Here is a 25,180-nt window from a genome sequence, read left to right as displayed (position 1 = left end):
GGTCAGCGTCGGCGCAGGACCAGTACGAGGTTGCTGGCGAGGAACTCCCGGACGCCGGGCACGTCCACGAGCCACCACGCCCAACTCGGGTGGTAGCGGGGGAAGGCCGCGAGCAGTTCGCCATCGGGTGTCGAACGTGCCCAGCGCAGACCGTCGCTCGCGCCCACGTCGAACAGCGACACCCCGTACCGGTTCTTCGGCTCCCTGCCGTGCTTGCGCGCGTAGCGCCGGGCCGCGTACTCGCCGCCGAAGGCGTGCCACGGACCGGTCTCGTGCCCGCCGAACGGTCCCCACCACAGGGTGTACGACAGCACCATCAGTCCGCCGGGCCGCGTGACGCGCAGCATCTCGTCGGCCATCACCCACGGCGTCGCGACGTGTTCGGCGACGTTCGACGAGAAGCACACGTCCACCGACCCGGTGCGCAACGGCAGCGCCAGGCCGGAGCCGCGGATCGCGCCGCCCACCTGCAGGCCGGCGGCGTGCATCTCCGACGGGTCGGGCTCGATCGGCACGTAGCGCGAACCCACCTCGGTGAACACGTCGGCGAAGTAGCCCGGTCCGCCGCCGACGTCGACGACCGTGGTGCCCGTCAGATCGGCGCCGGTCAGACCCGTGTAGAGATCGCCGATGAGGTCGACGGTGTCGCGCGCGAGACCGCCGTAGAACTTCTCGGGTGCTGTCTGCTCGAACCGGAAGCTGCCGAGCAACCCCACGGAGCGGCGCAGTGTGGCGCGGCGGGCGAACAGCCGGGTCACGTCGGTGCGGGGTCGGGTCGTCGATGGCACGTCCAGTCACCTTAGTGCGGGCCTCACACTCGTCCCTCACCTGTTGCCGCCCGGCACCCGCTACTGTGTCCCTGTCATCGTCCGAGTCACATCTGCCCGGCCGGGTGGTCGAGTCGACATACAGGGGGTCACCGCGTGCGGGAGGTTCTGCTGCTTTGCTGGCGCGATAGCGGACATCCGCAGGGTGGTGGCAGCGAGCGGTATCTCGAACAGGTCGGGGCGCAGCTCGCGGCGCGCGGCGTCCGCGTCGTCCTGCGGACTGCCTCCTATCCCGGAGCCGCCGAGCGAGACCGGATCGACGGCATCACCGTCAGCCGCGGCGGGGGACGGCTCACCGTCTATCCGCGCGCGCTCGCCGCGATCCTCGCAGGCAGATTCGGTGTCGGCCCCCTCGCCGGTATCCGTCCCGACGCCGTCATCGACACCCAGAACGGCATTCCGTTCTTCGCCCGGCTCGTCGCCGGTGCGCCCGTCACGGTGCTCGTGCACCACTGCCACCGCGAACAGTGGCCGGTCGCGGGCAGGCTGATGGCCAAGCTCGGCTGGTGGATCGAGTCGTCGCTCTCGCCGCGCGTGCACCACCGCAACCAGTACCTCACCGTCTCCCTTCCGTCCGCCGACGAACTGCGCGCTCTCGGGGTCGACCGGGAGCGGATCGCGGTGGTCCGCAACGGTGTCGACGCCGTTCCCGCCGGTGTCGCGGTGGGTGGCGACGACACGCGCACGGCCCACCCGAGCGTGTGTGTGCTCTCGAGGCTGGTGCCGCACAAGCAGATCGAGGACGCCCTCGCCGCGGTCGCTGCGCTGCGCGGCACCGTCCCGGGTCTGCATCTCGACGTCATCGGCGGCGGCTGGTGGGAGCAGAACCTCCGCGATGCGGCCGCCGAACTCGGCATCGGCGACGCCGTCACCTTCCACGGCCATGTCGACGAGCAGCGCAAGCACGAATTGCTCTCCCGCACCTGGATTCACGTGATGCCCTCGCGCAAGGAGGGGTGGGGACTGGCGGTGGTCGAGGCCGCCCAGCACGGTGTGCCCACCATCGGTTACCGCAGCTCCAAGGGATTGACCGACTCGATCATCGACGGCGTGACCGGTGTGCTCGTGGACTCGCCCGCCGAACTGACCGCCGCCGTCGCCGATCTGATCGCCGACGCCGACCGTCGTCGTCAGCTCGGCAACAAGGCCCGCATCCGCGCGGGCGAGTTCTCGTGGGAGGCCACGGGAGAGGGCGTGCACGAGGTCCTGTCCGTCACGACCTTCGGGCACACCGTCTCAGGACTGTTCCCGCGCGCCGACGAGCCGTCGACGCTCGCCGACCCGCTGCCCGAGCGCGCAGCCAGCGCCGCCGGCCAGTACCAGTAGCCACACGACGTGCGCCCCGATCGCCAGGGCGCGATGGGGTGACGGGGTCGAAGTGACTCCCTCCACCCGGTACAGGCTCAGATCCTCGTCCTGATAAGCGGTCTCGAGGGCTCCGAGCGTGCTCTGCGCGTCACCGAGTTCGCCCGGCGTGCCGTGCTCGACGAGCACCCAGCCCACCCCGCGGGCGGCGAGCGCACTCGGATCCGCGCCGGACAGCAGCAGGGCTTCGACGTCCTCCGCGCGACGACCCTCCCCGGCGACACTGCCCTCGGCGACGATCAGGGTTCCGGTCTGCAGGACGTCGGCGCGCAGCATGCGCGGGGACGGATCGAGCACCGGTACGGGCCCGGAGAAGTCGAAGACCCGGAACATGCCCACGGGCAGCACCGCCACGTCGCCGTCGTCGGCCGTGGCGATCTGCGACACCTTCTCCCAGCCCAACGGATAGCGCACGGGCTGCAGTTGCCCGCCCACACCCCACACCAGGTCGGGCAGCGCGACCAGCACGGCGGCGATCGCGGCCGCCGCCCACACCGGTTCGGGCGCCACGAAGCGCCGGGCGAGGACGGTCGTGCCGGCCGCCGCGGCGAGCGCGTAGGCGGGCATCGCCCACGCGACCCACTTCTGGGTGTCGCGCAGCAGTCCCGCGCCGGGCACGTTCACCATCGCCCATTCGCCGACGGCGAGTCCCGGGCCGGTCGCGGCGAGGGCGATGACGAGCACCGCAAGGACGGCAGGCACCGCGACCGCGACGATCACGGAGTTCCTACGTCGCCGCCACAGTGCCGGCACCCCGCACGCCACCACCGTGAGCAGCAGCAGGGTGCCCATCAGCGCCCATGCGGTAGTGCGCGAGGTGGGGACGGATTCGGCGTTCCAGATCCCGCCGAGCCCTGCCACCGAACCGATCGTGCCGAGCAGTGGTTCGGCCCGGGCGGCGAAGGCGCGCACACCGGCCGGGTCCGCTTCGGTGCCGCCACCGGCGAGCGCCGTCGCGATCAGCCACGGCAACGACACCGCGACACCCAGCGCGAGTGCGCCGCCCACGCGCGGCAGCACCCGCGTCCGCCCACCGGGCGCGACGAGGACGGCGCAGGCCGTCACGATCGCCAGCAGGGCACCGGTCGGGGTCAGCCCCGCAGCGGCCAGGCAGACCGCCAGCGACGCCCAGCCGCCGCGTCTCCGTCGCCGGATCGCGACGACCGCACAGATCGTCCACGGCAGCGCGGCGTACCCGGCGAGCAGACTCCAGTGGCCCTGCAACAGCCGCTCGGCGACATAGGGATTCCAGATCGCGACCGTCGCCGCGACGAGCCGGGCGCCGGTTCCGCTCGTCGGCAGCACCACCGCGACCAGCCGTGCCGCACCCCATCCCGCCGCCCACAACGACGCGACGAGCAGCGCCGTGACCGCGACACCACCGTCGACGACGGTGCTCACCCACGCCAGCAGGGCGTCCTGCGGCACCGCGCGGGCGGCGGCGTCGGACAGACCGAGCGCAGAATCGGTGAGGAACGATCGGGGAGTGCTCACCGCGTCGCGGAAGAGCAGGTAGCCGGGGGAGACGAGGAACGGACCGAGCACCGCGACCGTCAGGACGAGGGACCAGACCGCCGGGAGAGCCGCCGTCGTGGACATGCGGGACGACTCCGGGCGGGACATGGCGGCAGAATACGGTGTCGTTCCGGATGGGAGGATGAGCGGATGCCGCGAACACCCCGACCCGCGTCGGAGGGAACCGAGACCACTCGTGGTTCGACGACGGGAACCGCCGTCACCGGCATGACACTGGTGACGGTCGGCGCGATGACCGCGAACCTCGCGTCCTATCTGTTGCANGGACGCTGGCTCGGGCCCGCCGGATACGGCGAGTTCGCGAGCCTGCTCGCCGCGCAGCTCGTCCTCGCCGTGCCGGCACTGGCGTTGCAGACGGTCGTCGCCCGGGAGGCCGTGCACGGCACCGGCGCCGCGGCGCTGCGTCGTCTCGGTTACCGCTGCGCCGTGCTCGCCATCGTCGTCGCGATGCTCCTCGTGCCCGTCGTGGCGTGGGCGCTCGACACGAGTGTCGGCGGGGCGTTCGGGTCGCTCGTCACCGCGCCGCTGCTCGTCCTCCTCGCCGCCGAACAGGGCCTGCTGCAGGGCCGGGGCAGGTTCGCAGCGCTCAGCGTCGTCCTGTCCGCCGCGGGCGTCGCGAAGGTGGTGCCGGCCGTGGCGGTGCTCGCCGTCGGAGGCGGCCCCGGTGCCGCGCTGTTCGCCGGGGCGCTCGGCACGGGTGCGGTCGCGCTGGCCGCGAGTGTGCTCGTGGGCCGGACGTCGGGTGGACGGACGGAACCGGTCCCGACCGCCGGGGCGGTGCTGCGTGCCTCCCAGGTGCAGCTGGCCCTCATCGCGCTCACGTCGCTCGACCTGCTGCTCGCCCGCATGCTGCTCGATCCCGATTCCGCCGGGTTGTACGCGCTGGGGGCGGTGGCGACGAAGGTCGCCTTCTGGTTGCCGCAGGCGGTCGGTGTGGTGCTCTATCCGCGGATGGCGAATCCCGCCCAGTCGGCGGCCGCGGTGCGGTCGGCGCTCACCGTCCTCGTCGCGATCGGCGCGGTGCTCGTCGCCGGCGCGGCGATCTGCGCACCGATCGTCCCGATGCTGGTCGGCGACGCCTACGGGCCGGTGCAGTCGCTGCTGTGGCTGTTCGCACTGCAGGGCGCGTGTCTGGCCGTCCTGCAGGGCGCGCTGCTGTCGGCGATCGCCGGGGAACGTACCCATCTCGCGCTCGTCGCGTGGGTGGGCCTCGCCCTCGAGGCGGTGCTGATGTTCACGGTGGCGTCGACCCTGCGGCAGTTCATCGCCGTCGCTGTCGGTGTGGCCGCCGCGACGGCCGCGGTGGTCGCGGTGCTCGCTCTGCGCGGTGCTGCAGTGGCCCGGTCGTCCACGGACGACGCGGTGACCCCGTCCACCGACGAGTCACCCGCGAACGACACCGCCCCCCACCGGGATCGGTGAGGGGCGGCTCGGTTCGTCTACCGGACGATCACTCCTGCGTCGGAGGCTTCCGCAGATCGGTGCGCGGGATCTCCTGCGTTCGATCCGTCGTCCAATCACGCTGCTGCGCGTTCGGATCGGTCTGGCGCGGGATGACCTCGGTGCGGTCCTCGGTGTGATCGCGCTGCGCGCCGCCCGAATGCGCCGGGCCGACCGTGGTCGTGGCCGGACCTGCCGGGGCGGGACCGCCGGTCGCGGTGGCCGGACGACGGTTGCCGCCACCGCGGATGCCGAGCACGAAGCCGACGATCAGCAGGATGACGCCGAGGATGCCGAGGATGATCGGCAGGGTGCGGCCGAACAGCGAGATGGTGTCCTGGCCGTCCTTGGCCTGGCCGATCTGGTACTCGATCGTCTCCTCGTCGAACGGCAGCGTCACGTTGAGGACCGTCACCTCGGGCTTGTCGGCCTCGCGGGCGTAGTACTGGTCCTGCTGCTCCTGGCCCTTGACGACGACACCGGTGACCGGGTCGACCCACAGGTCGCGGATGTTGTTGTACCAGCGGGTCATCGTGATCGGCTCGTCGCCCTCACCGACACCCCAGGTGGAGGCGGGCAGGCTGAGCTTGTAGGTCGGGACCTCGGGGTCGGCCTTCGAGAGGTCGACCGGCCCGATCTCCTGGCTGAAGTGGTAGACCTTCATGCCGTTGATCTCCTCCTCACCGACGAAGTCGATGGGGAAGTTCTCGCGAGCGTTGATGTCGTAGTACGGGTACGACTCCTGCTGGACGTCGAACGGGAACTTGTACTGCAGTCCGGCGCGGTTGTCGATCTCCACCGGCGGCTTGTCGGCGCTCACCTGGATCGTGCTCACGCGCTCCGGGAACTCCTCCTCCGAGACGGGCATGGAGGTCTTCCGGTCGATCGTGAGACGGTCGACGACGGCCGAGACCAGGCCCGTGTCCCCTTGCATGTCGAGTCGTCGCACGGTCTGGCCTGCCTGCAGCGTCATGACCTCGGCGTTCGAGGGATCCTCGACGGTGACGAAGCGCTGCGCGACGATCGGCACGTCGCGATCGACCTGCGCGTTGCCGGCGAGCAGCTGACGGGAATTGAGGATGTCGCCCGTGCCTTCGGCGACCGTGGTCACCTCGAGATCGAGCGGTGTCGTTCTCAGCTTCCCGAGCGTGTACGTCGGCACGAGAATCGCGATCACCAGGAGGAAGGCCCCCAGGCCCACCAGAATCATTGCCAGTATCCGGCCGGAGCTCGAACGCTCAGCCATGCTTTCTCCTCACTCAACGGTCGTCATCGAGTACCCCCACCGGCAGCAGCAGGGCTGCACGGATCGCCTGGCATCCGGCCCGCGAACACCACGTGAGCTCAGACACTAACAGCCCGGTATGGCAATATGCGCGCCCGCTCGCCGCTGGGATGGATCGGTAGTCGATCTTCGTCGCGGCCGGGATCGTCCCGTTCCGGGTGATCCTGCTCTGTCCACCGCTCCCGCGACACGGCACACTGGTGCCCGATGACCACTACCACCGACCGGAACCGCAGCATGAGCGGATTCCTTCCGGCACTCGAAGGAATGCGCGGTTTCGCCGCAGTGGGCGTGTTGATCACCCACGTCGCGTTCCAGACCGGCGCGGTGCACGACTCAGTGATCGGCCTGGTGTGGGCGCGGTTCGACCTCGCCGTCGCCCTGTTCTTCGCCCTGTCCGGTTTCCTGCTGTGGCGACCGCACGCCGCCGCGGCCCGCGCGCTCGGTCCGTCCCCCTCGACGACCCGCTACTTCCTCTCCCGCGCGACCCGCATCCTCCCCGCCTACTGGACCGTCGTGATCCTGGTGCTGTGGTTGCTGCCCGGCGCGGGCGGCGGCGCGACGGTGTGGTGGTCGAATCTCGCGCTCGTGCAAGTGTTCGTCCCACTGACCCTCACCGAGGGCCTCACCCAGATGTGGAGTCTGTCGGTGGAGGTGGCCTTCTATCTCGTGCTGCCGCTGCTGGCGCTGGCGGTGAGCGGGCTGCGCGGGGACGCCGCCCGTTACCGCGTCCCGCTGCTGCTCGCCGTGAGCGCACTGTCGCTGCTGTGGGCGTGGCTACCGGTCGGCACCCCCGACCACATCAACCACACCAACTGGCTGCCCGGCTACCTGCCCTGGTTCGCGGCGGGAATGATCCTCGCCGAACTCGTCACCGGCCCCGAGACGTGGATGCACCGCTTCGCGGCGCGGCGCACGGTGATGGGAGCGATCGCCGTCGCCGCCTTCGCTGCCGCCACCACCCCGCTGGCCGGACCGGAGACGCTCACCGATCTCGCACCCACCGAATATCTCGCCAAGATCGCCCTGGGCGCGATCATGAGCTTCGCCCTGCTCGCCCCGCTGACCCTCGCACCGCGCCGGCAGCACCGCGTCCTGGCGAGCCCGGCCGCACTGGCCGTCGGACGCTGGTCGTACGGCGTGTTCATCTGGCATCTCGCGGTGCTGTCGATCGTCTTCCCCGTCTTCGGGATCCCGGCTTTTGCGGGGCACTTCTGGTTCGTCCTGACGGTGACGGTCGTGCTGAGTCTGGCCGTCGCGTCCGTCAGCTACGCCCTCGTCGAGGAGCCGGCGCGGGCCGCCTTCCACCGCTGGGACAAGGCCCGGCGCGGTACCGCCGCCAGGCCCACCGCGACCACGCCGACGAGCGCCGCGAACTGAATCAGGAACGAGTGCCCGACATATCCGTCGGGTGATCGCCACGGCCCGGTGGACAGCAGCGCCATCGCCAGCATCGTCGCGCCACCCGCGGTGCCTACGAGCACACGCGACGCCAGGACGGGGCCGTGGCGCACCGCGAGCGCACCGATCCCCACCGCGCCGGCGACCGCGACGGCGGCACCGGCCCATCCCGCGAGGAGCGTCGCGGCGACCAGCACACCGGTCAGCGCGAGAACCGACGAACCCCAGGTGCGCGGCATCGGACCCGGATCCTCGACCCGCCGCCGCGGCCACACGGCCGCCGCGAACAACGGGACGAGCAACAGCAACCCGCCGAAGATCCCGAGCCGGTACCAGCGGTCGGTCGCGAACTCGAGTGTCAGCGTCTGCTCCGGCCCGGCCGGCACGATCCAGCCCTGCTGCCAGCCGTCCACGACGACCGGCGTCGCCACGGCACCGTCCGGGGTGCGCGCCACCCAGCCGACGTTGGTGCTCTCGGGCACCACCACGAGCCGGTCCTCGTCGCCCGCCGGAACCATCACTTCGCGCAGGTTCTCCGTCCAGCGGCCCTTGTCGAGTTCCGTCGGCTCCGCGACGGGCGCGTCGGGACCGGGGACGTCGAGCCGAAGGCCCGAGACGACGAAGGCCGCACCGGGATCGACGTCGATGTCGACCCGGCCCGGGTTCATGCCGACGACGTCGGTGCCGCACAGTGTCGCGGGGACCTCCACGCCCGCCGCGAGATCGGCGACCCGCGCGGTGAGCGACGTGCGGTAGCTGCGTCCGTCGATCTCCACGACGGGTCCGCGCTCGCAGTCGACGGTCACCGTCTCGTCGTAGACGGATCCCTGTGCCCCGATCGGCCCGTCGTCGCCGAGCACCGACACCTCGGCGAGCCCGGGCGGGGTGAGTTTCGAGAAACCCAGCACTGTGCGATCGAGGGTGTCGCGCCAGTGCACCACGGTGAGTTCGATCCGGTCCGTGACGTGCGGGGTCAGATCGACGATCGTGTCGTCACCGTCGAGTTCGCGCACCTGCGGTCCGTTGCCGAGATTCACCGCGACCCGCGACGGCGCGACCGGCAGCGCTCCCAGCGCCGTCCTGATCTCCAATCCCGTGACGCGTTGTTCCTCAGGAAGCTCCAGCGTGAGCGACGGCCGCGGCGCACCCGCTTCGAGCGAGCTATCCTCCGCGGTCCACGACGTCCGCGGGTCGCCGTCGGTGAGGGCGAACGCCGAGCCATGCAGGTCGACGACGTCGGCGTCACCGCGCGCGACGACCCGATCCGAACGGTCCGCGAGGTCCTCGAGCGCCGGCCCGGGGCGCGCGCGCAGGAGCAGTTCCGGGCGGACCCAGGTCTCCTGCGGCACGTCCAGGGTGCGGGTGAACATGCCGGGTTCCTCGGCGGAGGTGGCGAGTCCCCGCGCGCAACGGACACGGTCGTCGGTGTCGACGCAGCTGCCGCGGCCGGGGAATTCCTGGCCGAGCTGCCATCCGCGTACCGCGGCGTCCTCGACCGGGCCCGGCACCACGATGCGGCGACGGATGTCGATCGGGCGTGGTTCGTTCCGGTCGGTGAAGTCCTCGACGACCACCTCGGTGAGACCGAACTGGTTGCCGACCGTGCCGCGTTCGGTGTGCACGGACGTGATGCGGATCCACGAGGTGGTGCCCAGCGGCAGCGCGACTGTCTGTTCGCGTCCCGGTTCGTCGACGCGCACCGCCGTGCTGCCCCGGTCGGTGGACACCTCGAGCCACTTGACGGGATCGCCGAGAGCACCGGAGCTGGTCGTCAGGTGCAGCAGACCCGCTTCGATCGGCCGGTCGAGGTCGAGCTGCAGCCACTGGCCGATCGCCGATTCGAGTCCGTTGCTGTGCCAGCCGGTCGTCGGATCGCCGTCGACCACCGCGGCCGGGCTGCTTGCGACCGACGTGCCACCGAGCTGGGTGGCATCCGACGCCGCGCTGGACACGCTGATGCGGGCGCCTTCCCATTCGGCCCGGACGAGTTCGGTGTCGGGCACCGGATAGTCGGGGACGGCGTTGTGGGTGCGACGCGGGTCGTCGGCGGTCCGGATCGTCGACGAATGATGGTCGACCTGCCCGTAGTCCGTCTCGCGGTCCGTCGGGGTGTCGGTGACCGTCACCTCGTCGACGGGCAGACCCGCGCGGGCCGCGTCGGCGGCGAGGAGCGTGGGACCGACGAACTCGGGCTGCGCGGTGTTGCGGCGCAGCAGCGCTTCGGGGCCGCCCTGCACGACCGGCACGTCGGCGATGTCCACGACGTAGGGACCGACGGGTGCCGCGGCGGGTTCGGCGACGCGGTAGATCTCCACGGCCGGATAGGCAGGTCGCAGGTCGGCGTCGGTGACGAAGTCGTCGGGGTTGTCGAAGACGATGTCGTCACCGAACTCGGCGACCCGCTCGATGCCCGGCGAACCGTCGAGCGCGCGATGCACGAGTGCCGGTCGCGCGGCGGGAGAGGTGTCGGGATCGAGGTCGTTGCGCACCACCAGGAAGCCGATGCCCTGACCGCGCAGGGTCGCGGCGAGACCGTCGGACGGGCGGCCGTCGGCGATGTCGCGTTGCACGGCGTCGAGGGCACGGATGGCGCCGGGTGGCACGAGCGGGACGGCGTCGCGCACCGCCCACGGCGTCGATGCGAGTGCCTGCAGCGGTTCGTCGCGGGTGAGCCCCCACATCTGGCTGCCGAACGGCGCGCCGGGAACGATGAGGGCGCGTTCGCCGCGCTCGCTCGTGTTGTCCTCGAGCCAGGCCGCCGTGGCGTGCCAGTGCTCGGGGACCTCGTCGAAAGCGCCGCGCGGAGCGAGCCGCCCGGTCCACGCGAGTGAGGTCGCGAGCGTCATCGCGACGAGGATCAGCGTCGTCACCGCGACCATCGGATTGCGTTCGGGATGCGCGAAGGCGTTCCGGGCACGCGTCCACGGCACCGATCCGGGCAGAGGAACGGCGCGCAGTAGGTGCGCGATCCCGAGCACGATCGGCAGTCGCACGAGCGGCTCGAGCTTGTGGACGTTGCGCAGCGGCGCACCGGCGGTGTCGAGGAACAACCGGACCTGCTCGGCGAACGGCGAGTCGAGCTGGCCGACGTAACCGACGCCCATGCCGACGAGACCCACCACGAGGATCAGGGTGAAACGACCGCGCGCGGGCATCGACCGCATCGCGAGACCGGCGAGACCGACCGCGGCCAGGGCGCCGGTGACGAGGACCGCGGCCGGTTGCGTGACGAGCACGGCGCCCGCGATGCGTTCGGGGGAGACGAAGGGCGTCCAGCTGCTGGTGCCGCGCAGCACCTCGGCGAGCGACGTCCATTCGGTGGTGACACCGGACGATTCGATGAAGTCGAGGAAGGGCGGACTGACGCGACCGAGCAGCAGCAGCGGCACCATCCACCAGGTCACCGCGACGACGCACAGCGGCAGCCACCACAGGGTGAAGCGCCACCAGCGCCGGTTCGGACGGTGCGCGGCCCACCACAGCGCCGCGACGAGACAGGCCGCGGCGGTCGCGACCGCGTTGATCGCGCCCATGAGCGCCACCGCCACGGCGGACTGCGCGGCGAGCCGGCGGGCCGAGCCCGGATTCTGCGTGTTCAGATACCGCACCAGCGGCAGCAGCACCCACGGCGCCAACATCATCGGATGTGCTTCCGACGAGATGGAACCGAGCGTCGTGAGGACGCGCGGGGACAGCACGAACACCGTCGCCGCGATCAGACGGGAGCTACGGCTCCCGATACCGAGGGCTTCGGCGAGGCGGACGAGACCCCAGAATCCGGCGACGAGCAGCAGCACCCACCACACCCGCTGGGTGATCCAAGGGGGGATGTGCAGCAGTTGACCCGCGGCGAAGAACGAGCCGTGCGGGAAGAAGTAGCCGTACGCCTGGTTCTGCACCTGCCCGAGCGGCGCCACACTGCTCCACTGGTGAGCGGCGCGCGTGAGGAATCCGATCGGGTTCTGCGTCAGGTCGTACTTGGTGTCGGCGACGACCAGGCCCGGAACCTGGGCGAAGGACAGGACCACCGCCACCGCGGTGACTGCGTACAGCCACCGGCGGGACAGCGGTTCGGCGGACGGGAGCTCCGTCTCGCCTCGGTACGTGCGTGAACTCGAAGCGTTGCCGGCGCCGTCAGCGGCTGCCGTACTCAACCTGGTTCAGGAGGGACGAATCGGCGTTGCCACTGCGATCGATCTGAGGGCGCGAATTCTCCTGCACAGCGGCCGTTACGCCGAAGACCGCCACGGCGCCGAGTACGGCACCGACGACCACGCTACCCAGGCCCGGTCCCAGGAACTTCCCCATTCCGTCTCCCCATCTCCAGTGACGCAGGCAGTCATCGCCGGCCGCCACGCTGTCTATCGGTCCGCGCCAAACTATCACCCCGGAAGGCGGTGGTGGACGGTGCGAGCCTCCGAGTCGATCTTTACCGTCGCCGCGGTGCGCTAGACGCCCAGTGCGCCGAGCAGTGTGCGCAGTTTCGCGGTGGTCTCGTCGAGTTCGGCGAGGGGGTCGGAGTCGGCCACGATGCCGCCTCCTGCCCAGGCCACGGCGCGTCGGCCGTCGGAACTGAGCTCCGCGCACCGGATGGCGACGAACCAGTCGCCGTCGCCTTGTTCGTCGCACCAGCCCACCGCGCCGCCGTAGAAGCGCCGGTCGCCCTCGACCCGGGAGATGNCGGTGGGGGTGCCCGCCACGGCCGGGGTGGGGTGCAGAACGTGGGCGAGGGTGAGCGCGTCGGTGTCGGGGTCGCGGAGGGTGCCGGTGACCGGCGTGGCGAGATGCCAGACATCGGGTGTCGCGGTGAGCTCGGGCTTGTCGGGGATGTCGAGGTCGCTGCACAGCGGGGCCAGTCGCGTGCGGATCCAGTCGACGACGTAACCGTGCTCGGTGAGGTTCTTGTCCGAGGTCAGCAGATCCTCACCGGCGCGGCGGTCCTCGTCCGGATCGGCCCGGCGCGCGGCGGTCCCGGCGAGGGGACGGCACGTGACGGTCTCGCCACGGCGGCTCACGAGCAGTTCGGGCGTCGCCCCGACCAGCGTGTGACCCCAATAGCGTTCGCCCGCCGCGCTCAGATCCAGCGCGTACGTCGCCGCGTCGGGATGGCGTTCGATCATGCGGGCCGCGAGAGCGAGCGGGTCGAGCGGTGCGTCGGCCTCGAGGGCGACCCGCCGGGCGGCGACGACCTTCTCCATCTCCCCGAGGGACATCTGCTCCACGAGCCGGCGCACCCGCTCGACGTGCACGCGGGGCAGTGGCAGTTCGGCGGAGATCCGCACCGGCGGCAGGTCCGACAGGTCGGGCGGGGCCTGCCACGGGCCGTCGAGGATCTCGACGTCGTCGGGCTGCGCGAGGGCCACCGGACGGTGCCGCGAGAACGGCAGTGCACCGACGACGATCGTCGCCTTACCGCTGCGGAGTGCCTGCGTGGCGGAGCGGACGTCGTCGAAGAACCGGCGGGTGCCGGTGGCGTGCACCGAGCGTTCGGTGCGCGAGAGCAGGAATCCGTCCATGGTGGATCGACAATATCCCTGCCCGCACCCGGCGCCGGTGACCCGGTGCGGGGCGTCAGCGACCCGGCGGCACGATCAGGACCGGCCGGTGACTGTGCCGGAGCACGTGATCGGCCACCGACGACTGCAACAGGGACCGCAGACCGGTGGTGCCGCGGGTGCCGGTGACGATGATGTCGACGTCCAGCTCGTCGGCGGCCTCGATGATCGCCGACCACACCGCGTTGACGACCTCGACGGTGCGGCCCTCGGCGTGCAGACCCACCGAGCGGGCCATCTCGAGCCCCTCGTCGTTGGTGATGCGCGCGTCGGAGAGGGCGACGTCCTCGCTGTCCTCGTCGGGCACCCAGTCGGGTTGCATGACACCGGACAGGCCGGACATGCGGGCGGCCTGCCGGACCATCGGCTCCCAGGCGGTGACGACGACGGCACGGCACGACTCGAGGAAACGACCCGCATACTGCACGGCACGCTTCGAGTTCTCGGAACCGTCGTAGGCGATGAGGATCAGATCTGCGCCCACCGCGTACCCCCTGGGTCGGATTCGGATGCTCGGGTGCACCTTAACCCGCCGGAGCGTCCCCGGGGGAGGTTCGAGCTGTGGATCCGCGAGGTTCGTCCGCTACCGTCGGCACCATGCGGATCCGTCACACTGTCGCCGCCGTGCTCGCGGTCGCCCTCACCACCGCGGGATGCGGTTCGTCCGATTCGGGCGGCGACGACCCGGTCGAGACGACGTCCGACACCGCGCCCGCCTCGTCCACCACAGCGACCACCGAGGCGACCGCGGCTGCGACGTCGGCGACCTGCGGCGACGATCTGCTCGCCCGGTTGACGCTGCGGCAGAAGCTCGCCCAGTTGCTCAACGTCGGGGTCACCGGAGCCGCCGACGCGCAGGCCGTCGTCGAATCCGAGCAGATCGGTGGCATCTTCATCGGCAGCTGGACCGACGCGTCGATGCTCACCGACCGTCTCGTGCCGCAGGTGGCCGCGCGGAGCGCATTGCCGCTCATGGTCACGATCGACGAGGAGGGCGGCCGCGTGTCGCGCGTGGGCGACCTGTTCGGGCCCGATCCGTCCGCGCGGGTGACGGCGCAGACGATGACGGTCGACGAGACCTACCGAATGGCGTTCGAACGTGGACAGGAACTGAAGTCGCTGGGCATCACGGTCGACTTCGCGCCGGACGTCGACGTGAGCAGCCAGCCCGACGACTCCGTCATCGGCGACCGCTCGTTCTCCGACGATCCCGAGGTCGTCACGCAGTACGCCGGCGCCTATGCGCGGGGACTGATCGACGCGGGCATCATGCCGGTGCTCAAGCACTTCCCGGGACACGGCTCGGCCTCCGGTGATTCGCACACCGGTGCCGTGACCACCCCACCGATCGAGCAACTGCAGCAGAGCGATCTCGTGCCGTACCGCAGCCTGGTCTCGCCCGAGGTGGGCGTCATGCTCGGCCACCTCGACGTGCCGGGTCTGACCGGCGGGCTGCCCGCGAGCATCAGCCCGGCAGCGGTGGACCTGCTCCGCTCGGGTGCCTACGGCGGCCCCGCCTTCGGTGGCGTGATCTTCACCGACGATCTGTCGGGGATGCGCGCGATCACCGACACCTACGGCATCACCGAGGCCGTCGAGGCCGCGATGGTGGCGGGCGTGAACCAGGCACTGTGGCTGACCACCGACGAGGTGCCCGCCGTGCTCGACCATCTCGAGCAGGTCGTCGCGGAGGGCACGCTCTCACCGGAATGGGTCGACGAGTCGGTACGGACCGTGACACGCGCGAAGGGCGCTCTGGACTGCTGAAATGTCGCAGGTTGCTTCGACCACAGGCTTCCTACCGTAGAGTAAGAACTTCATTCGAGGAGTCCGGGAGGAGTCATGGCGGGCGGAACCAAGCGACTGCCGCGTGCGGTCCGCGAGCAACAGATGCTGGACGCCGCCGTCGAAGTGTTCTCCGAGCACGGTTTCCACAACACATCCATGGACGCCATCGCGGCGCGGGCGTCGATCTCCAAGCCGATGCTCTACCTGTACTACGGGTCGAAGGACGAGTTGTTCGCGGCGTGCATCGCCCGCGAAGGGCAGCGGTTCGTCGAGGCACTCACACCGGCGGGCGACCCCACCCTCGCCCCGCGTGAACAACTGCGGGTCGCGCTCGAGTCGTTCCTCGGCTTCGTCGACGAGCACCGGCCGTCGTGGATGGTCCTCTATCGTCAGGCGCTGTCGCAGCAGGCCTTCGCGCCCCAGGTGCAGGGCAGCCGCGACCGGCTGATCGAACTCACCGCGCACTTGCTCGAATCGAGCACGCGCGATCCGGAACCCGACACGAACTTCACGATCATGGCCGTCGCGCTCGTCGGTGCCGGTGAGGCCGTCGCCGACCGCATCGCCGGCGGTGAGATCGATGTGCAGCAGGCAGCGGATCTGCTCGAGAACCTCGCGTGGCGCGGTCTCGCGGGACGCAAGCGCTCCGATCAGATGCACTGATCCGTCCCGCCGGGAACACCTCGGCCNCGGGGCGGGACGCCCCCATCGCGTCCCGCCCCGCCCGAAATCTCGGTGATTCCCCGCCCTACCGCAGGGTGGCGGTCAGGTGCGGGTACTGCTTCTTCGGATGCCGCAGTGCCAGATCCCATCCGTCGGCGACGTGCTGCGCGTACAGGCTCAGCGACGACGGCAGCAGGACCGGCTTCCCGAATCGCACCGCGTAGGTCACCTTGCCGGGGATCCGTCCCTCGACGGCCGAGAGGGTGGCCGCCGCGCTCCACATGCCGTGGGCGATGGTCTTCGGGAATCCGAAGGCCTTGGCGCCCAGGGTCGACACGTGGATCGGGTTGCGGTCACCGGAGACCGCCGCATAGCGGTCGATGACCTTCTGGTCGACCCGCAGTGTGGAGGTGGGGACCGGGGGGATCTCCTCCTCCTTCGGCTCCGGCTTGGGCTGACCCGACAGCGACGTGCGCTGCTGGTGCAGGAAGGTCGACGTCTGCCGCCACACCAACTCGCGTCCGACGTTGACCTCGCTGACGAGATCGACGAGCAGGCCCTTACGGTGTTCGCGCATGTTCTCCGCGTGCACCGCGATGTCGAGCGGCTCGGTGACCGAGATCGGCCGGAACTGCTCGATCACGTTCTCGGCGTGCACCGAACCGACGGCGGCGAACGGAAAGCCCTTCGACACCATCAGTTTCATCACGAGCGGGAACGTGAGGATGAACGGATAGGTCAGCGGCAGGCTGTCGCCGAACCGCAACCCGCACACCTTGGTGTACTCGGCGAGATCGTCGGGATCGACCTTCAGCGACCGCAGGACCAGGACGTCGTCGGGCAGACTGTCGCCCGACGCGCCCACCACGGGCAGCGCCCCGAGCACGGCCCGGCTGTAGATGTCGAAGGTCGACGGCAGCGAGGGCAGTTCGATCCGTGCCATCTAGGCCCCCAGCATGGACTGGCCGCACACGCGCACGACCTGCCCGGTCACGGCGCTCGACGCGGGGTTCGCGAACCACGCGACGGTCTCGGCGACGTCGACGGTCTCACCGCCCTGCTGCAGCGAGCTCATCAGACGACCGGCCTCGCGGGTGGCAACCGGGATCGCGGCCGTCATGGCGGTCTCGATGAAGCCCGGAGCGACGGCGTTGACGGTGATCTTCTTGTCGGCGAGCGCCTCGCTGGTCGCCTGGACGAGGCCGATGACACCGGCCTTCGAGGCGCCGTAATTGGTCTGGCCGCGGTTACCGGCGATACCGGCGATCGACGACACGTCGATGACCCGGCCACCCTCCTTCAGCGCGCCCTTCTCGACGAGCACGTCGGTGATCTTCCGCGGGGCGATCAGATTCACGCCCATCACGGAATTCCAGCGAGCGGCGTCCATGTTGACGAGCAGCTTGTCGCGGGTGATGCCGGCGTTGTGGACGATGATGTCGGCGCCGCCGTGACGCTCGAGCAGGTGAGCGGCGAGCTTCTCGCCGGCGTCGGGGGCGGTGACGTCGAGCGCGAAGGCGGTGCCGCCGACCTTGTTGGCGGTCTGGGTCAGCGCGTCGCCTGCAGCGGGGACGTCGGCGGCGACGACGGTCGCGCCGTCGCGGGCGAGGACCTCGGCGATCGTCGCGCCGATGCCGCGGGCCGCGCCGGTGACGACCGCGACCTTGCCGGCAAGCGGGCGCTCCCAGGACTCGGGGGCGGTGGCGTCACCCTCACCGATGCGGATCACCTGGGCGTCGACGAAGGCCGACTTCGCCGAGAGCAGGAAGCGCAGCGTCGACTCCACGCCGGACAGGCCGGTCGCGGCCTTCGGGGAGACGTAGACGAGTTGCACGGTGGCACCGCGACGCAGTTCCTTGCCGACGCTGCGCGTGAAGCCCTCGAGGGCGCGCTGGGCGATGCGCTCGTCGACCGACCCGGCCTCCTCGGGCGTGGTGCCGAGGACGACGACGCGGCCGCTCGGGGCGAGATTGCGCAAGGTGGGCTGGAAGAACGTGAAGAGCTGTTCGAGCCCCGCGGGGTCGGTGATGCCGGTAGCGTCGAAGACGAGTGCGCCGAACTTCGTGTCGGACGGCTCGGCGAACGTGTAGTCGCTCAGGAGGTTGCGGATCGGTTCGACCAGGCGGCCGTTGCCGCCGAGCAGGACGGGGCCGGGGAGCGGGGGCTCGCCGGGCTGGTAGCGCCGGAGCTTCTCGGGCTGTGGCAGACCGAACTGCTTGGCGAGGAACGCTCCGGGTGCGGACGAGATGAGCTGGGCGTAGAGCTTGGGTGCGCCCTTGGCTTCGGCCACGATTCCACCTTCTTCGATTCGGTCGTCGGTGCAGTGTTCGACAGCAAGCGTGTTCGACAACAAACTTACCCGTGAGTAAGAATAGTAGCCAGAATTCGAATCCGTCCGAAACCGGGAGACACCAGTGACCACCAAAGCCCGTTCCACGCAGCAGCGCCGTGTCGCCGTTCTCGGAGGCAACCGGATCCCGTTCGCCCGGTCCGACCGCAAGTACGCCCGCGCGTCCAACCAGGACATGTTCACGGCCACCCTCGACGGTCTCGTCGGCCGCTTCAACCTGCAGGGTGAGCGCCTCGGTGCCGTCGTCGGCGGTGCGGTCCTCAAGCACGCCCGCGACTTCAACCTCGTCCGCGAGAGCGTGCTCGGCAGCGCGCTGAGCCCCTACACCCCGGCCTGGGATCTGCAGCAGGCCTGCGGCACCGGCCTGCAGTCGATCATCGCGGTCGGCGACGCCATCGCCGCCGGACGGATCGAGGCGGGTATCGGCGGCGGCGTCGACACCACCTCCGACGCCCCGATCGCCGTGAACAACCAGCTCCGCGAGTTCTTGCTCTCCCTGAACCGGGCCCGCACCACGGCCGACCGGGTCAAGCTGCTCGGTAACGTCCGCCCGTCGATGCTCGGCATCGAGATCCCGCGCAACGGCGAGCCGCGCACCGGCCTGTCGATGGGTGAGCACGCCGCGATCACCGCCAAGGAATTCGGTGTCTCCCGCGAGGCGCAGGACGAACTGGCCGTGGCGAGCCACCGCAACATGGCCGCCGCCTACGACCGGGGCTTCTTCGACGACCTCGTCACCCCGTTCCTCGGGCTGACCCGCGACGACAACCTGCGTCCCGACTCGTCGGTCGAGAAGCTGTCGACGCTGAAGCCGGTCTTCGGCACCAAGCTGGGCGACGCCACCATGACTGCCGGTAACTCGACGCCGCTCACCGACGGCGCGTCGGCCGCGTTGCTGGCGAGCGAGGAGTGGGCCGCCGAGCGCAAGCTCCCCGTGCTTGCCTACCTCGTCGACTCCGAGACCGCCGCGGTCGACTACATCCACGGTGGCGACGGGCTGCTCATGGCACCCACCTACGCCATCCCGCGCCTGCTGCAGCGCAACGGCCTGACCCTGCAGGATTTCGACTTCTACGAGATCCACGAGGCGTTCGCTTCCGTGGTGCTCGCCACCCTCCAGGCGTTCGAATCGGAGGAGTACTGCAAGGGCAAGCTGGGCCTCGACGCCCCGCTCGGCTCGATCGACCGCAGCAAGCTCAACGTCAACGGCTCGTCGCTCGCGGCCGGCCACCCGTTCGCCGCGACCGGCGGCCGGATCGTGGCCTCGCTGGCCAAGATGCTGCACGAGAAGAAGCAGGAGACCGGCAAGCCCGTCCGCGGCCTGATCTCCATCTGCGCCGCAGGTGGACAGGGTGTGACGGCGATTCTCGAGGCCTGATCGACACCCCTCGGAAGTCGTTGAGAGAAATAGTTCCGTTCGGTGTGTAACGCTCCGCGACGGACAGCGATAGACCCATCGACCCCGCGCTGCTGCCTGACCCCCGACCTGGTAGCAACGCGGGGTCTTCGCATTCCGGGCGCAGCCGCTCTGAACCGGGGCACTACCCTTGAAAGCAGGTAGTCGGCGCGCGAATTCGAAGGCGTGCCCAGCTTTGCGAAGGGATCTGGGTGAGCGGCAGCAACGGGACCGACGAGTCCCCTCACGAGCACGACGACGCACGGACCGAGAACATCGGTTCGTCGCCGGAATCCGCTCGTGAGGGTGAAGGCGCGTCGGCTCCTACCGAGCGGTTCGAAGCGGTCGATCCTCACCGGGAGGTGGCCGAGGCGAAGGCGAGCAGTGTCACCGAGTCGCAGGCGAGCAGTGTCACCGAGTCGCAGGCGAGTGATGTGACCGAGTCGCAAACCGAGGCCCCGGCTGCCTCGCAGGCTCCCACAGAGGTCCGAGCCGATGGCACGAACCAGGCGGCTCCCACCGGTGCTGACGAACCCCCGACCCAGAAGGTCCATCCCTCGGAGGAGCCCACCGCGGTCATCCCGGTCGTCGCGCCGGGAAACCGGGCACCGGGTGACGGATCGTCCGCCGCCACCGATCGGCTCCTCCATTTGCAGGGGGAACAGAACCCGGCACAGCCCGGTCCCGAACAGGCAAGGGCTCCCGTCCCACCCACGTCGACGGCAATGCCCTCGGCCGCCCACCCACCGCAGGGCGACCAGCAGACTCAGCAGATGCAGGCGGGTCCGCCGCCGCAGGGACCGCCTCCTGTCACTCCTCCGCCCACCGGCGGACCGCGAGGTTCCGGCGGAGACGGCGACGAACCGGGCAAGCCTGGATCGAATCTGCCCCGGCGCACGATCGCGCTCGTCGTCGGTGGCGTCGTCGCACTGTTCGCCGTGTTCTACGTGGCCGATCTGGCGTTGTCGTCGGGCAAGGTGCCGCGCGGTGTCACCGTCGCAGGTGTCGAGATCGGCGGCATGTCGCTCGACGCGGCGGAGGCAGAGCTCACCGAACAACTGACGCCGCGGCTCGACATGCCCGTCGACGTCACCGCCGGCGACACTCAGGGGCAGATCGTGCCCTCGGAGGCCGGGATCGGGATCGACTGGCCCGCGACCCTCGACCAGGTGGGTTCGCAGCCGCTCAATCCGTTCACGCGACTCGCGTCGTTCTTCGGGAACGACGAAGTCGGCGTGGTCTCCACACGCGACGAGGTCGCCCTGTCCGCAGCCATCGAAAAGGCCGCCGCTGCCGCCGCGCACGAACCGCGCGAGGGCAACATCGTCTTCGAGGACGGCACACCCGTTCCGGTGACGCCGCAGCCCGGCCAGCAGCTCGACGTCGCAGTCGCGGGCGACGTCTTCGCCGAGCGCTGGCCGTACGGTGATGTCTCGCTGCCCGTCGAGAGCGTCGACGTCACCGTCACCCGCGAGGGCCTCGACCGGGCGCTGGCGGAGGTCGCCGTTCCGGCCGTGGCACAGGATCTGGTCGTCCGGGGACTCGACGGGTCCGTCGGTGTGCTGCCGCGCGATGCGGTGGGCGCTGTCCTGTCGTTCGTGCCGGACGGTTCGGGCGGACTCGAACCGCAGTACGACACCGAGGCCGCGATCGGCATCCTGGCGCCGCAGCTCGCCCCGTCGGAGACCGAACCGAAGGATGCGCGGATCGTCCTCGACGGTGGTCGTCCGACGATCGTGCCCAGCGAGACCGGCGAGATGGTCGACTGGCCCGTCACCCTCGAGAGGTTGCCCGACCTGCTGAAGGAAGCGGGCGACCGCAGCACCGACGCGGTGTACAGGAAGGCCGAACCCGAACTCACCACCGAAGGCGCCGAGAAGCTCGGCATCAGGGAGGTGGTCTCGGAGTTCACCACCAGCGGCTTCGAATACGCTTCCGGCGTCAACATCCGGCTGGCCGCGCAGGAGATCAACGGCGCCATCGTGAAGCCGGGGGAGACCTTCTCCTTCAACGACTACACCGGTCCGCGCGGTGCGGCGCAGGGGTACATCGAGTCGGGCATCATCGAGGCCGGACGTCCCGGTAAGGCCGTGGGCGGTGGCATCAGCCAGCTCGCGACCACCCTCTACAACGCGACCTACTTCGCCGGGATGGAAGACGTCGAGCACACCGAGCACAGTTACTACATCTCCCGGTACCCGGTGGCCCGCGAGGCCACGATCTACGACGGCGCCATCGACCTGAAGTTCCGCAACCCGTTCGACACGGGCGTCCTGATCCAGACGATCGGCACGAGCTCGGACATCACGGTGCGCATCTGGGGCACCAAGACCGTCGACGTCCAGTCGGTCACCGGCAACCGCACGAACTTCACCTCGCCCAACACGATCACGTTGCCCGCCGGTTCGGCCTGCATTCCGTCGAGCGGCGCGCAGGGCTTCACCGTCACCGACACCCGGATCGTCACCGACGCACGGACGGGCGCGCAGATCTCGAGCGCGACCCGCACGGTCCGGTACGACCCGGTCCCGATCGTGAAGTGCATCAGCCCCGAACCGGAACCGAGCGACGAGCCCTCGGGCGGCGGCGACGCGACCTCCGGCGACACCGGATCGGAGGACGCCGAGGCCGAGGACGCACCGGCGCCCGCACCCGAATCGCCTGCGGCCGAAGCGCCGGCAGTCGAGGCACCTGCAGCGGGTGGAACCGAAGAGGAGTAGCGGACGTCCTCGAAACTTCGGGGAGGTTGTGTGCGGTTCCGGTGAAGGAACACGCACACAACCTCCCCTTACTTCGTCACTCCGGAAGCGGCGCCACGTCGGGGATCTGGCCGTCGAGGAGGCGGAGCTGCTCCCGAGAAACGACGAGACCGACGTCGTGTGCGAAACCCGTGGGGGAAATCGCGCACAACGTCGGTCTCGTCTATCGCGCTACCGCCGTGAGCGGTTCGATCAGAACGCTGCTTCGTCGAGCTCCATGATGTCGAGGTCGACGTCGGTGATGATCTGACGCGCGACGCTCAGCTCCGGCAGGACGTTCTTGGCGAAGAAGGACGCGGCCGCGACCTTGCCCTCGTAGAACGCTTTGTCCGAGGCATCGACGCCGGCGTCGAGCGCGGAGAGAGCGATCTCGGCGTGCTCGAGCAGCAGCCAGCCGATCATCAGGTCGCCGAACGCCTCGAGGAAACGGACCGAACCGAGGCCGACCTTGTACAGCTCGGTGGGCTGTTCCTGCGCACCCATGAGGTACTGGGTGAGCGTCGCGACCATCGTCTGGGTCTCGCCGAGCGCGGTGGCCAGGAGCGTGCGCTCCTTCTTCAGACGCTGGTCGGCGTCGTCGCGCTCGACGAACTTCTTGATCTCACCGGCGATGTGGGCGAGCGCCACGCCACGGTCGCGGGCGATCTTGCGGAAGAAGAAGTCCTGCGCCTGGATGGCCGTGGTGCCCTCGTACAGCGAGTCGATCTTCGAGTCGCGGATGTACTGCTCGATCGGGTAGTCCTGCAGGAAGCCCGAACCGCCGAGGGTCTGGAGCGAATCCTTCAGGTACTGGTAGGCCCGCTCGGAGCCGCAACCCTTGACGACCGGCAGCAGCAGGTCGTTGATGCGGTGCGCGAGAGCGGCGTCGGCACCCGAGACCTGCTCGGCGACGACGTCGTCCTGGTGCGCCGCGGTGTACAGGTACACGGCGCGCAGGCCCTCGGAGTAGGCCTTCTGCATCGCCAGCGAACGCCGCACGTCCGGGTGGTGCATGATCGACACGCGCGGGGCGGTCTTGTCGGACATCTGGGTCAGGTCGGCGCCCTGGATGCGCTCCTTGGCGTAGTCGAGGGCATTGAGGTAGCCGGTCGACAGGGTCGCGATGGCCTTCGTGCCGACCATCATGCGGGCGTGCTCGATGACGTCGAACATCTGTGCGATGCCGTTGTGGACCTCGCCGACGAGCCAGCCCTTGGCCGGAACGCCGTGGCCACCGAAGGTGACCTCGCAGGTCGCGGAGGCATTGAGGCCCATCTTGTGTTCGACGTTGGTGACGAACACGCCGTTGCGCTCGCCCAACTCGTCCTTCTCGAAGTCGAAGTGGAACTTCGGGACGAAGAACAGCGACAGGCCCTTGGTGCCGGGGCCGGCACCCTCGGGGCGGGCGAGGACGAGGTGGAAGATGTTCTCGAACAGGTCGTCGGAGTCGGCCGAGGTGATGAACCGCTTGACACCTTCGATGTGCCAGGAGCCGTCGTCCTGCTTGATCGCCTTGGTGCGACCGGCGCCGACGTCGGAACCGGCGTCGGGCTCGGTGAGGACCATGGTGGCGCCCCAGCCGCGCTCGACGCAGGTGGCGGCCCACTTCTTCTGCTCATCGGTGCCGTTGTCGTAGAGCACGCCTGCGAAGGCGGGGCCGGCCGCGTACATGAAGGCCGCGGGCTGGGCGCCGAGCATCATCTCGTTGACGGCCCACAGGAGGCTGCGCGGTGAGTCGGTGCCGCCGAGCTCCTCGGGGATGCCCATGGACCAGTAACCGGCGTCCCACCAGGCGCGGAACGACTTCTTGAACGGCTCGGGAAGCGACACCGAATGGGTCTCGGGGTCGAAGACCGGCGGGTTGCGGTCGGCGTCGGCGAAGCCTTCGGCTGCCGGCCCCTCGGTCAGTGTCTTGACCTCGGCGAGGATGCCGCGCGCGGTGTCCTCGTCCAGGTCGCCGAACTTGCCTGCTTCGAGGACCTTCTGAATCTTCAGGAACTCGAAGAGGTTGAACTCGAGGTCGCGGAGGTTGCTCTTGTAATGGCCCATGTCGTCGGTGTCTCCCAGTGTGGTGCGGTCCAGCTGGCTTCAAGTACCGCCCAAGTTATTACTCGTCGGTAACATCTCCATGTTACTCGTCGGGCAACTAACTGCCAAGAGGTGGTTTGCTCGCCACGACGAGCGCGTCGATCGCGGTTCCCGCATCGGTTTCCCGATATCGCCGTTCGGCAATCCTGATGTCCAATCTGCCGTCGATTTCCTCGACGAGATCGGTTGGTGTGTAGAGGATTTCCTTGTCCTGGGGTCCGCCCACTCCTTCGTTGGGATTTATTGCGTCGTGCCCCAGGAATATGAGGATTCCTTCAGGTTTCAGTGAATTGATCGCGTGGTCGAGAAGCGCCTTCCGCTGTGGCGGAGGAAAATGCAGGAAGACCGAGAGGATCAGGTCATACTCTCCGTCGAACGAGTCGGTCGTCACATCCGCGCGGACGTAGCGGAGCCGGTCTCGTGAGCGGGACGGCGCCTGCGCAGCGACCTGCCGGGCCTTGTCGAGGGCGACCTCGGAGAAGTCGACGCCCACGACTTCCCATCCGCGAGTCGCCAACCACAGGGAGTGACGACCTTCACCGCAGCCGAGATCGAGGGCGCGACCGTGCGGTAGCGACGTCACGTGTTCGACGATCACCGGATTGGGCGGCGTGCCCCAGATCAGTTCCGACGCCGCGTACTTCTCGTTCCAGGCCTGTGCATCCATGACCGCGACGCTAGCCTCGCGTGGCGATTGGGACCCCCGCTTGCGGTGAGGGTTACGGAAGCGCATCGTCGGGGTAGCGCT

General features: G+C 69.7%; 18 protein-coding genes and 1 pseudogene. 7 read left to right on the top strand and 12 right to left on the bottom strand.

Annotation, left to right across the window (positions count from 1 at the left end):
* Positions 1-2: 2 nt before the first annotated feature.
* Positions 3-758, bottom strand: coding sequence for a class I SAM-dependent methyltransferase (locus tag QR64_RS09490; RefSeq protein ID WP_006552681.1), 756 nt, complete (start codon positions 756-758; stop codon positions 3-5).
* 165 nt (positions 759-923) lie between these two features.
* On the opposite strand from QR64_RS09490, the gene QR64_RS09485 reads away from it, so the two are divergent.
* On the top strand, positions 924-2,153 hold the full coding sequence (locus QR64_RS09485) for a glycosyltransferase family 4 protein (RefSeq protein WP_006552680.1): 1,230 nt from the start codon (positions 924-926) through the stop codon (positions 2,151-2,153).
* Here the strand turns inward: QR64_RS09485 and QR64_RS09480 are convergent.
* Positions 2,064-3,815: a hypothetical protein gene (locus QR64_RS09480; protein WP_039585005.1), complete on the bottom strand. Its 1,752-nt coding sequence runs from the start codon at positions 3,813-3,815 to the stop codon at positions 2,064-2,066. The two genes, QR64_RS09485 and QR64_RS09480, sit on opposite strands and share 90 nt — an antisense overlap.
* Positions 3,816-3,992: 177 nt before the next feature.
* Here QR64_RS09480 and QR64_RS09475 point away from each other — a divergent pair.
* The coding region (locus tag QR64_RS09475) for a polysaccharide biosynthesis protein (protein WP_235367080.1) at positions 3,993-5,150 on the top strand (1,158 nt) is incomplete at its 5' end.
* A gap of 28 nt (positions 5,151-5,178) precedes the next feature.
* On the opposite strand, the gene QR64_RS09470 is transcribed toward QR64_RS09475, so the two are convergent.
* Positions 5,179-6,414, bottom strand: coding sequence for a DUF3068 domain-containing protein (locus QR64_RS09470; RefSeq protein ID WP_072740554.1), 1,236 nt, complete (start codon positions 6,412-6,414; stop codon positions 5,179-5,181).
* A gap of 246 nt (positions 6,415-6,660) precedes the next feature.
* Here QR64_RS09470 and QR64_RS09465 point away from each other — a divergent pair, with 246 nt between their 5' ends.
* Entirely contained in the window at positions 6,661-7,833 is a 1,173-nt protein-coding gene (locus tag QR64_RS09465) for an acyltransferase family protein (RefSeq protein WP_033096313.1), read from the top strand.
* Here the strand turns inward: QR64_RS09465 and QR64_RS09460 are convergent.
* The 5 genes and pseudogenes from QR64_RS09460 to QR64_RS09450 all read right to left on the bottom strand — a co-directional run bounded on the left by QR64_RS09460 (position 7,722) and on the right by QR64_RS09450 (position 13,893).
* On the bottom strand, positions 7,722-12,008 hold the full coding sequence (locus QR64_RS09460; RefSeq protein ID WP_039585004.1) for an alpha-(1->3)-arabinofuranosyltransferase: 4,287 nt from the start codon (positions 12,006-12,008) through the stop codon (positions 7,722-7,724). The two genes, QR64_RS09465 and QR64_RS09460, sit on opposite strands and share 112 nt — an antisense overlap.
* Positions 11,989-12,162 carry a DUF2613 domain-containing protein gene (locus tag QR64_RS25785; RefSeq protein ID WP_006552672.1) on the bottom strand — a complete coding sequence of 58 codons (174 nt, stop codon included), beginning with the start codon at positions 12,160-12,162 and terminating at the stop codon, positions 11,989-11,991. The genes QR64_RS09460 and QR64_RS25785 overlap by 20 nt, the downstream gene beginning before the upstream one ends.
* Positions 12,163-12,302: 140 nt before the next feature.
* Positions 12,303-12,534: pseudogene (locus QR64_RS27715) on the bottom strand (chorismate-binding protein); the annotation flags it as partial.
* 1 nt (position 12,535) lies between these two features.
* On the bottom strand, positions 12,536-13,370 hold an 835-nt coding region (locus QR64_RS09455; protein WP_235367078.1), incomplete at its 3' end, for an isochorismate synthase MenF.
* Positions 13,371-13,425: 55 nt separating this feature from the next.
* Complete coding sequence (locus tag QR64_RS09450; RefSeq protein ID WP_019290888.1) at positions 13,426-13,893, bottom strand: universal stress protein; 468 nt, start codon at positions 13,891-13,893, stop codon at positions 13,426-13,428.
* Positions 13,894-14,006: 113 nt separating this feature from the next.
* Here QR64_RS09450 and QR64_RS09445 point away from each other — a divergent pair, with 113 nt between their 5' ends.
* On the top strand, positions 14,007-15,176 hold the full coding sequence (locus QR64_RS09445) for a glycoside hydrolase family 3 N-terminal domain-containing protein (protein ID WP_039585076.1): 1,170 nt from the start codon (positions 14,007-14,009) through the stop codon (positions 15,174-15,176).
* A 75-nt stretch (positions 15,177-15,251) separates the two neighbouring features.
* On the top strand, positions 15,252-15,860 hold the full coding sequence (locus QR64_RS09440; protein ID WP_006552668.1) for a TetR/AcrR family transcriptional regulator: 609 nt from the start codon (positions 15,252-15,254) through the stop codon (positions 15,858-15,860).
* A gap of 85 nt (positions 15,861-15,945) precedes the next feature.
* Here QR64_RS09440 and QR64_RS09435 read toward each other — a convergent pair whose 3' ends face one another.
* On the bottom strand, positions 15,946-16,803 hold the full coding sequence (locus tag QR64_RS09435) for a MaoC/PaaZ C-terminal domain-containing protein (protein WP_033096310.1): 858 nt from the start codon (positions 16,801-16,803) through the stop codon (positions 15,946-15,948).
* A complete protein-coding gene (locus QR64_RS09430) occupies positions 16,804-18,150 on the bottom strand; it encodes a 3-oxoacyl-ACP reductase (protein WP_019290889.1) in 1,347 nt (448 codons plus the stop codon). It lies immediately after the preceding gene.
* A 124-nt stretch (positions 18,151-18,274) separates the two neighbouring features.
* Between QR64_RS09430 and QR64_RS09425 the strand changes: the two genes are divergently transcribed.
* Both QR64_RS09425 and QR64_RS09420 read left to right on the top strand, forming a co-directional pair.
* The gene (locus tag QR64_RS09425; RefSeq protein ID WP_006552665.1) at positions 18,275-19,588 is read left to right on the top strand and encodes an acetyl-CoA C-acetyltransferase; all 1,314 of its coding nucleotides are present in this window, start codon (positions 18,275-18,277) and stop codon (positions 19,586-19,588) included.
* Positions 19,589-19,818: 230 nt separating this feature from the next.
* Positions 19,819-22,326: a VanW family protein gene (locus tag QR64_RS09420; protein ID WP_052227258.1), complete on the top strand. Its 2,508-nt coding sequence runs from the start codon at positions 19,819-19,821 to the stop codon at positions 22,324-22,326.
* Between the two features lie 231 nt (positions 22,327-22,557).
* On the opposite strand, the gene QR64_RS09415 is transcribed toward QR64_RS09420, so the two are convergent.
* Both QR64_RS09415 and QR64_RS09410 read right to left on the bottom strand, forming a co-directional pair.
* Positions 22,558-24,393 carry an acyl-CoA dehydrogenase gene (locus QR64_RS09415; protein WP_006552663.1) on the bottom strand — a complete coding sequence of 612 codons (1,836 nt, stop codon included), beginning with the start codon at positions 24,391-24,393 and terminating at the stop codon, positions 22,558-22,560.
* Positions 24,394-24,490: 97 nt separating this feature from the next.
* A complete protein-coding gene (locus QR64_RS09410) occupies positions 24,491-25,099 on the bottom strand; it encodes a class I SAM-dependent methyltransferase (protein ID WP_039585002.1) in 609 nt (202 codons plus the stop codon).
* Between the last annotated feature and the right edge of the window lie 81 nt (positions 25,100-25,180).

This window comes from Rhodococcus sp. Chr-9, from assembly GCF_000801125.1.
GTDB lineage: Bacteria > Actinomycetota > Actinomycetes > Mycobacteriales > Mycobacteriaceae > Rhodococcus > Rhodococcus pyridinivorans.
This window is presented reverse-complemented; position numbering and strand designations above follow the sequence as displayed.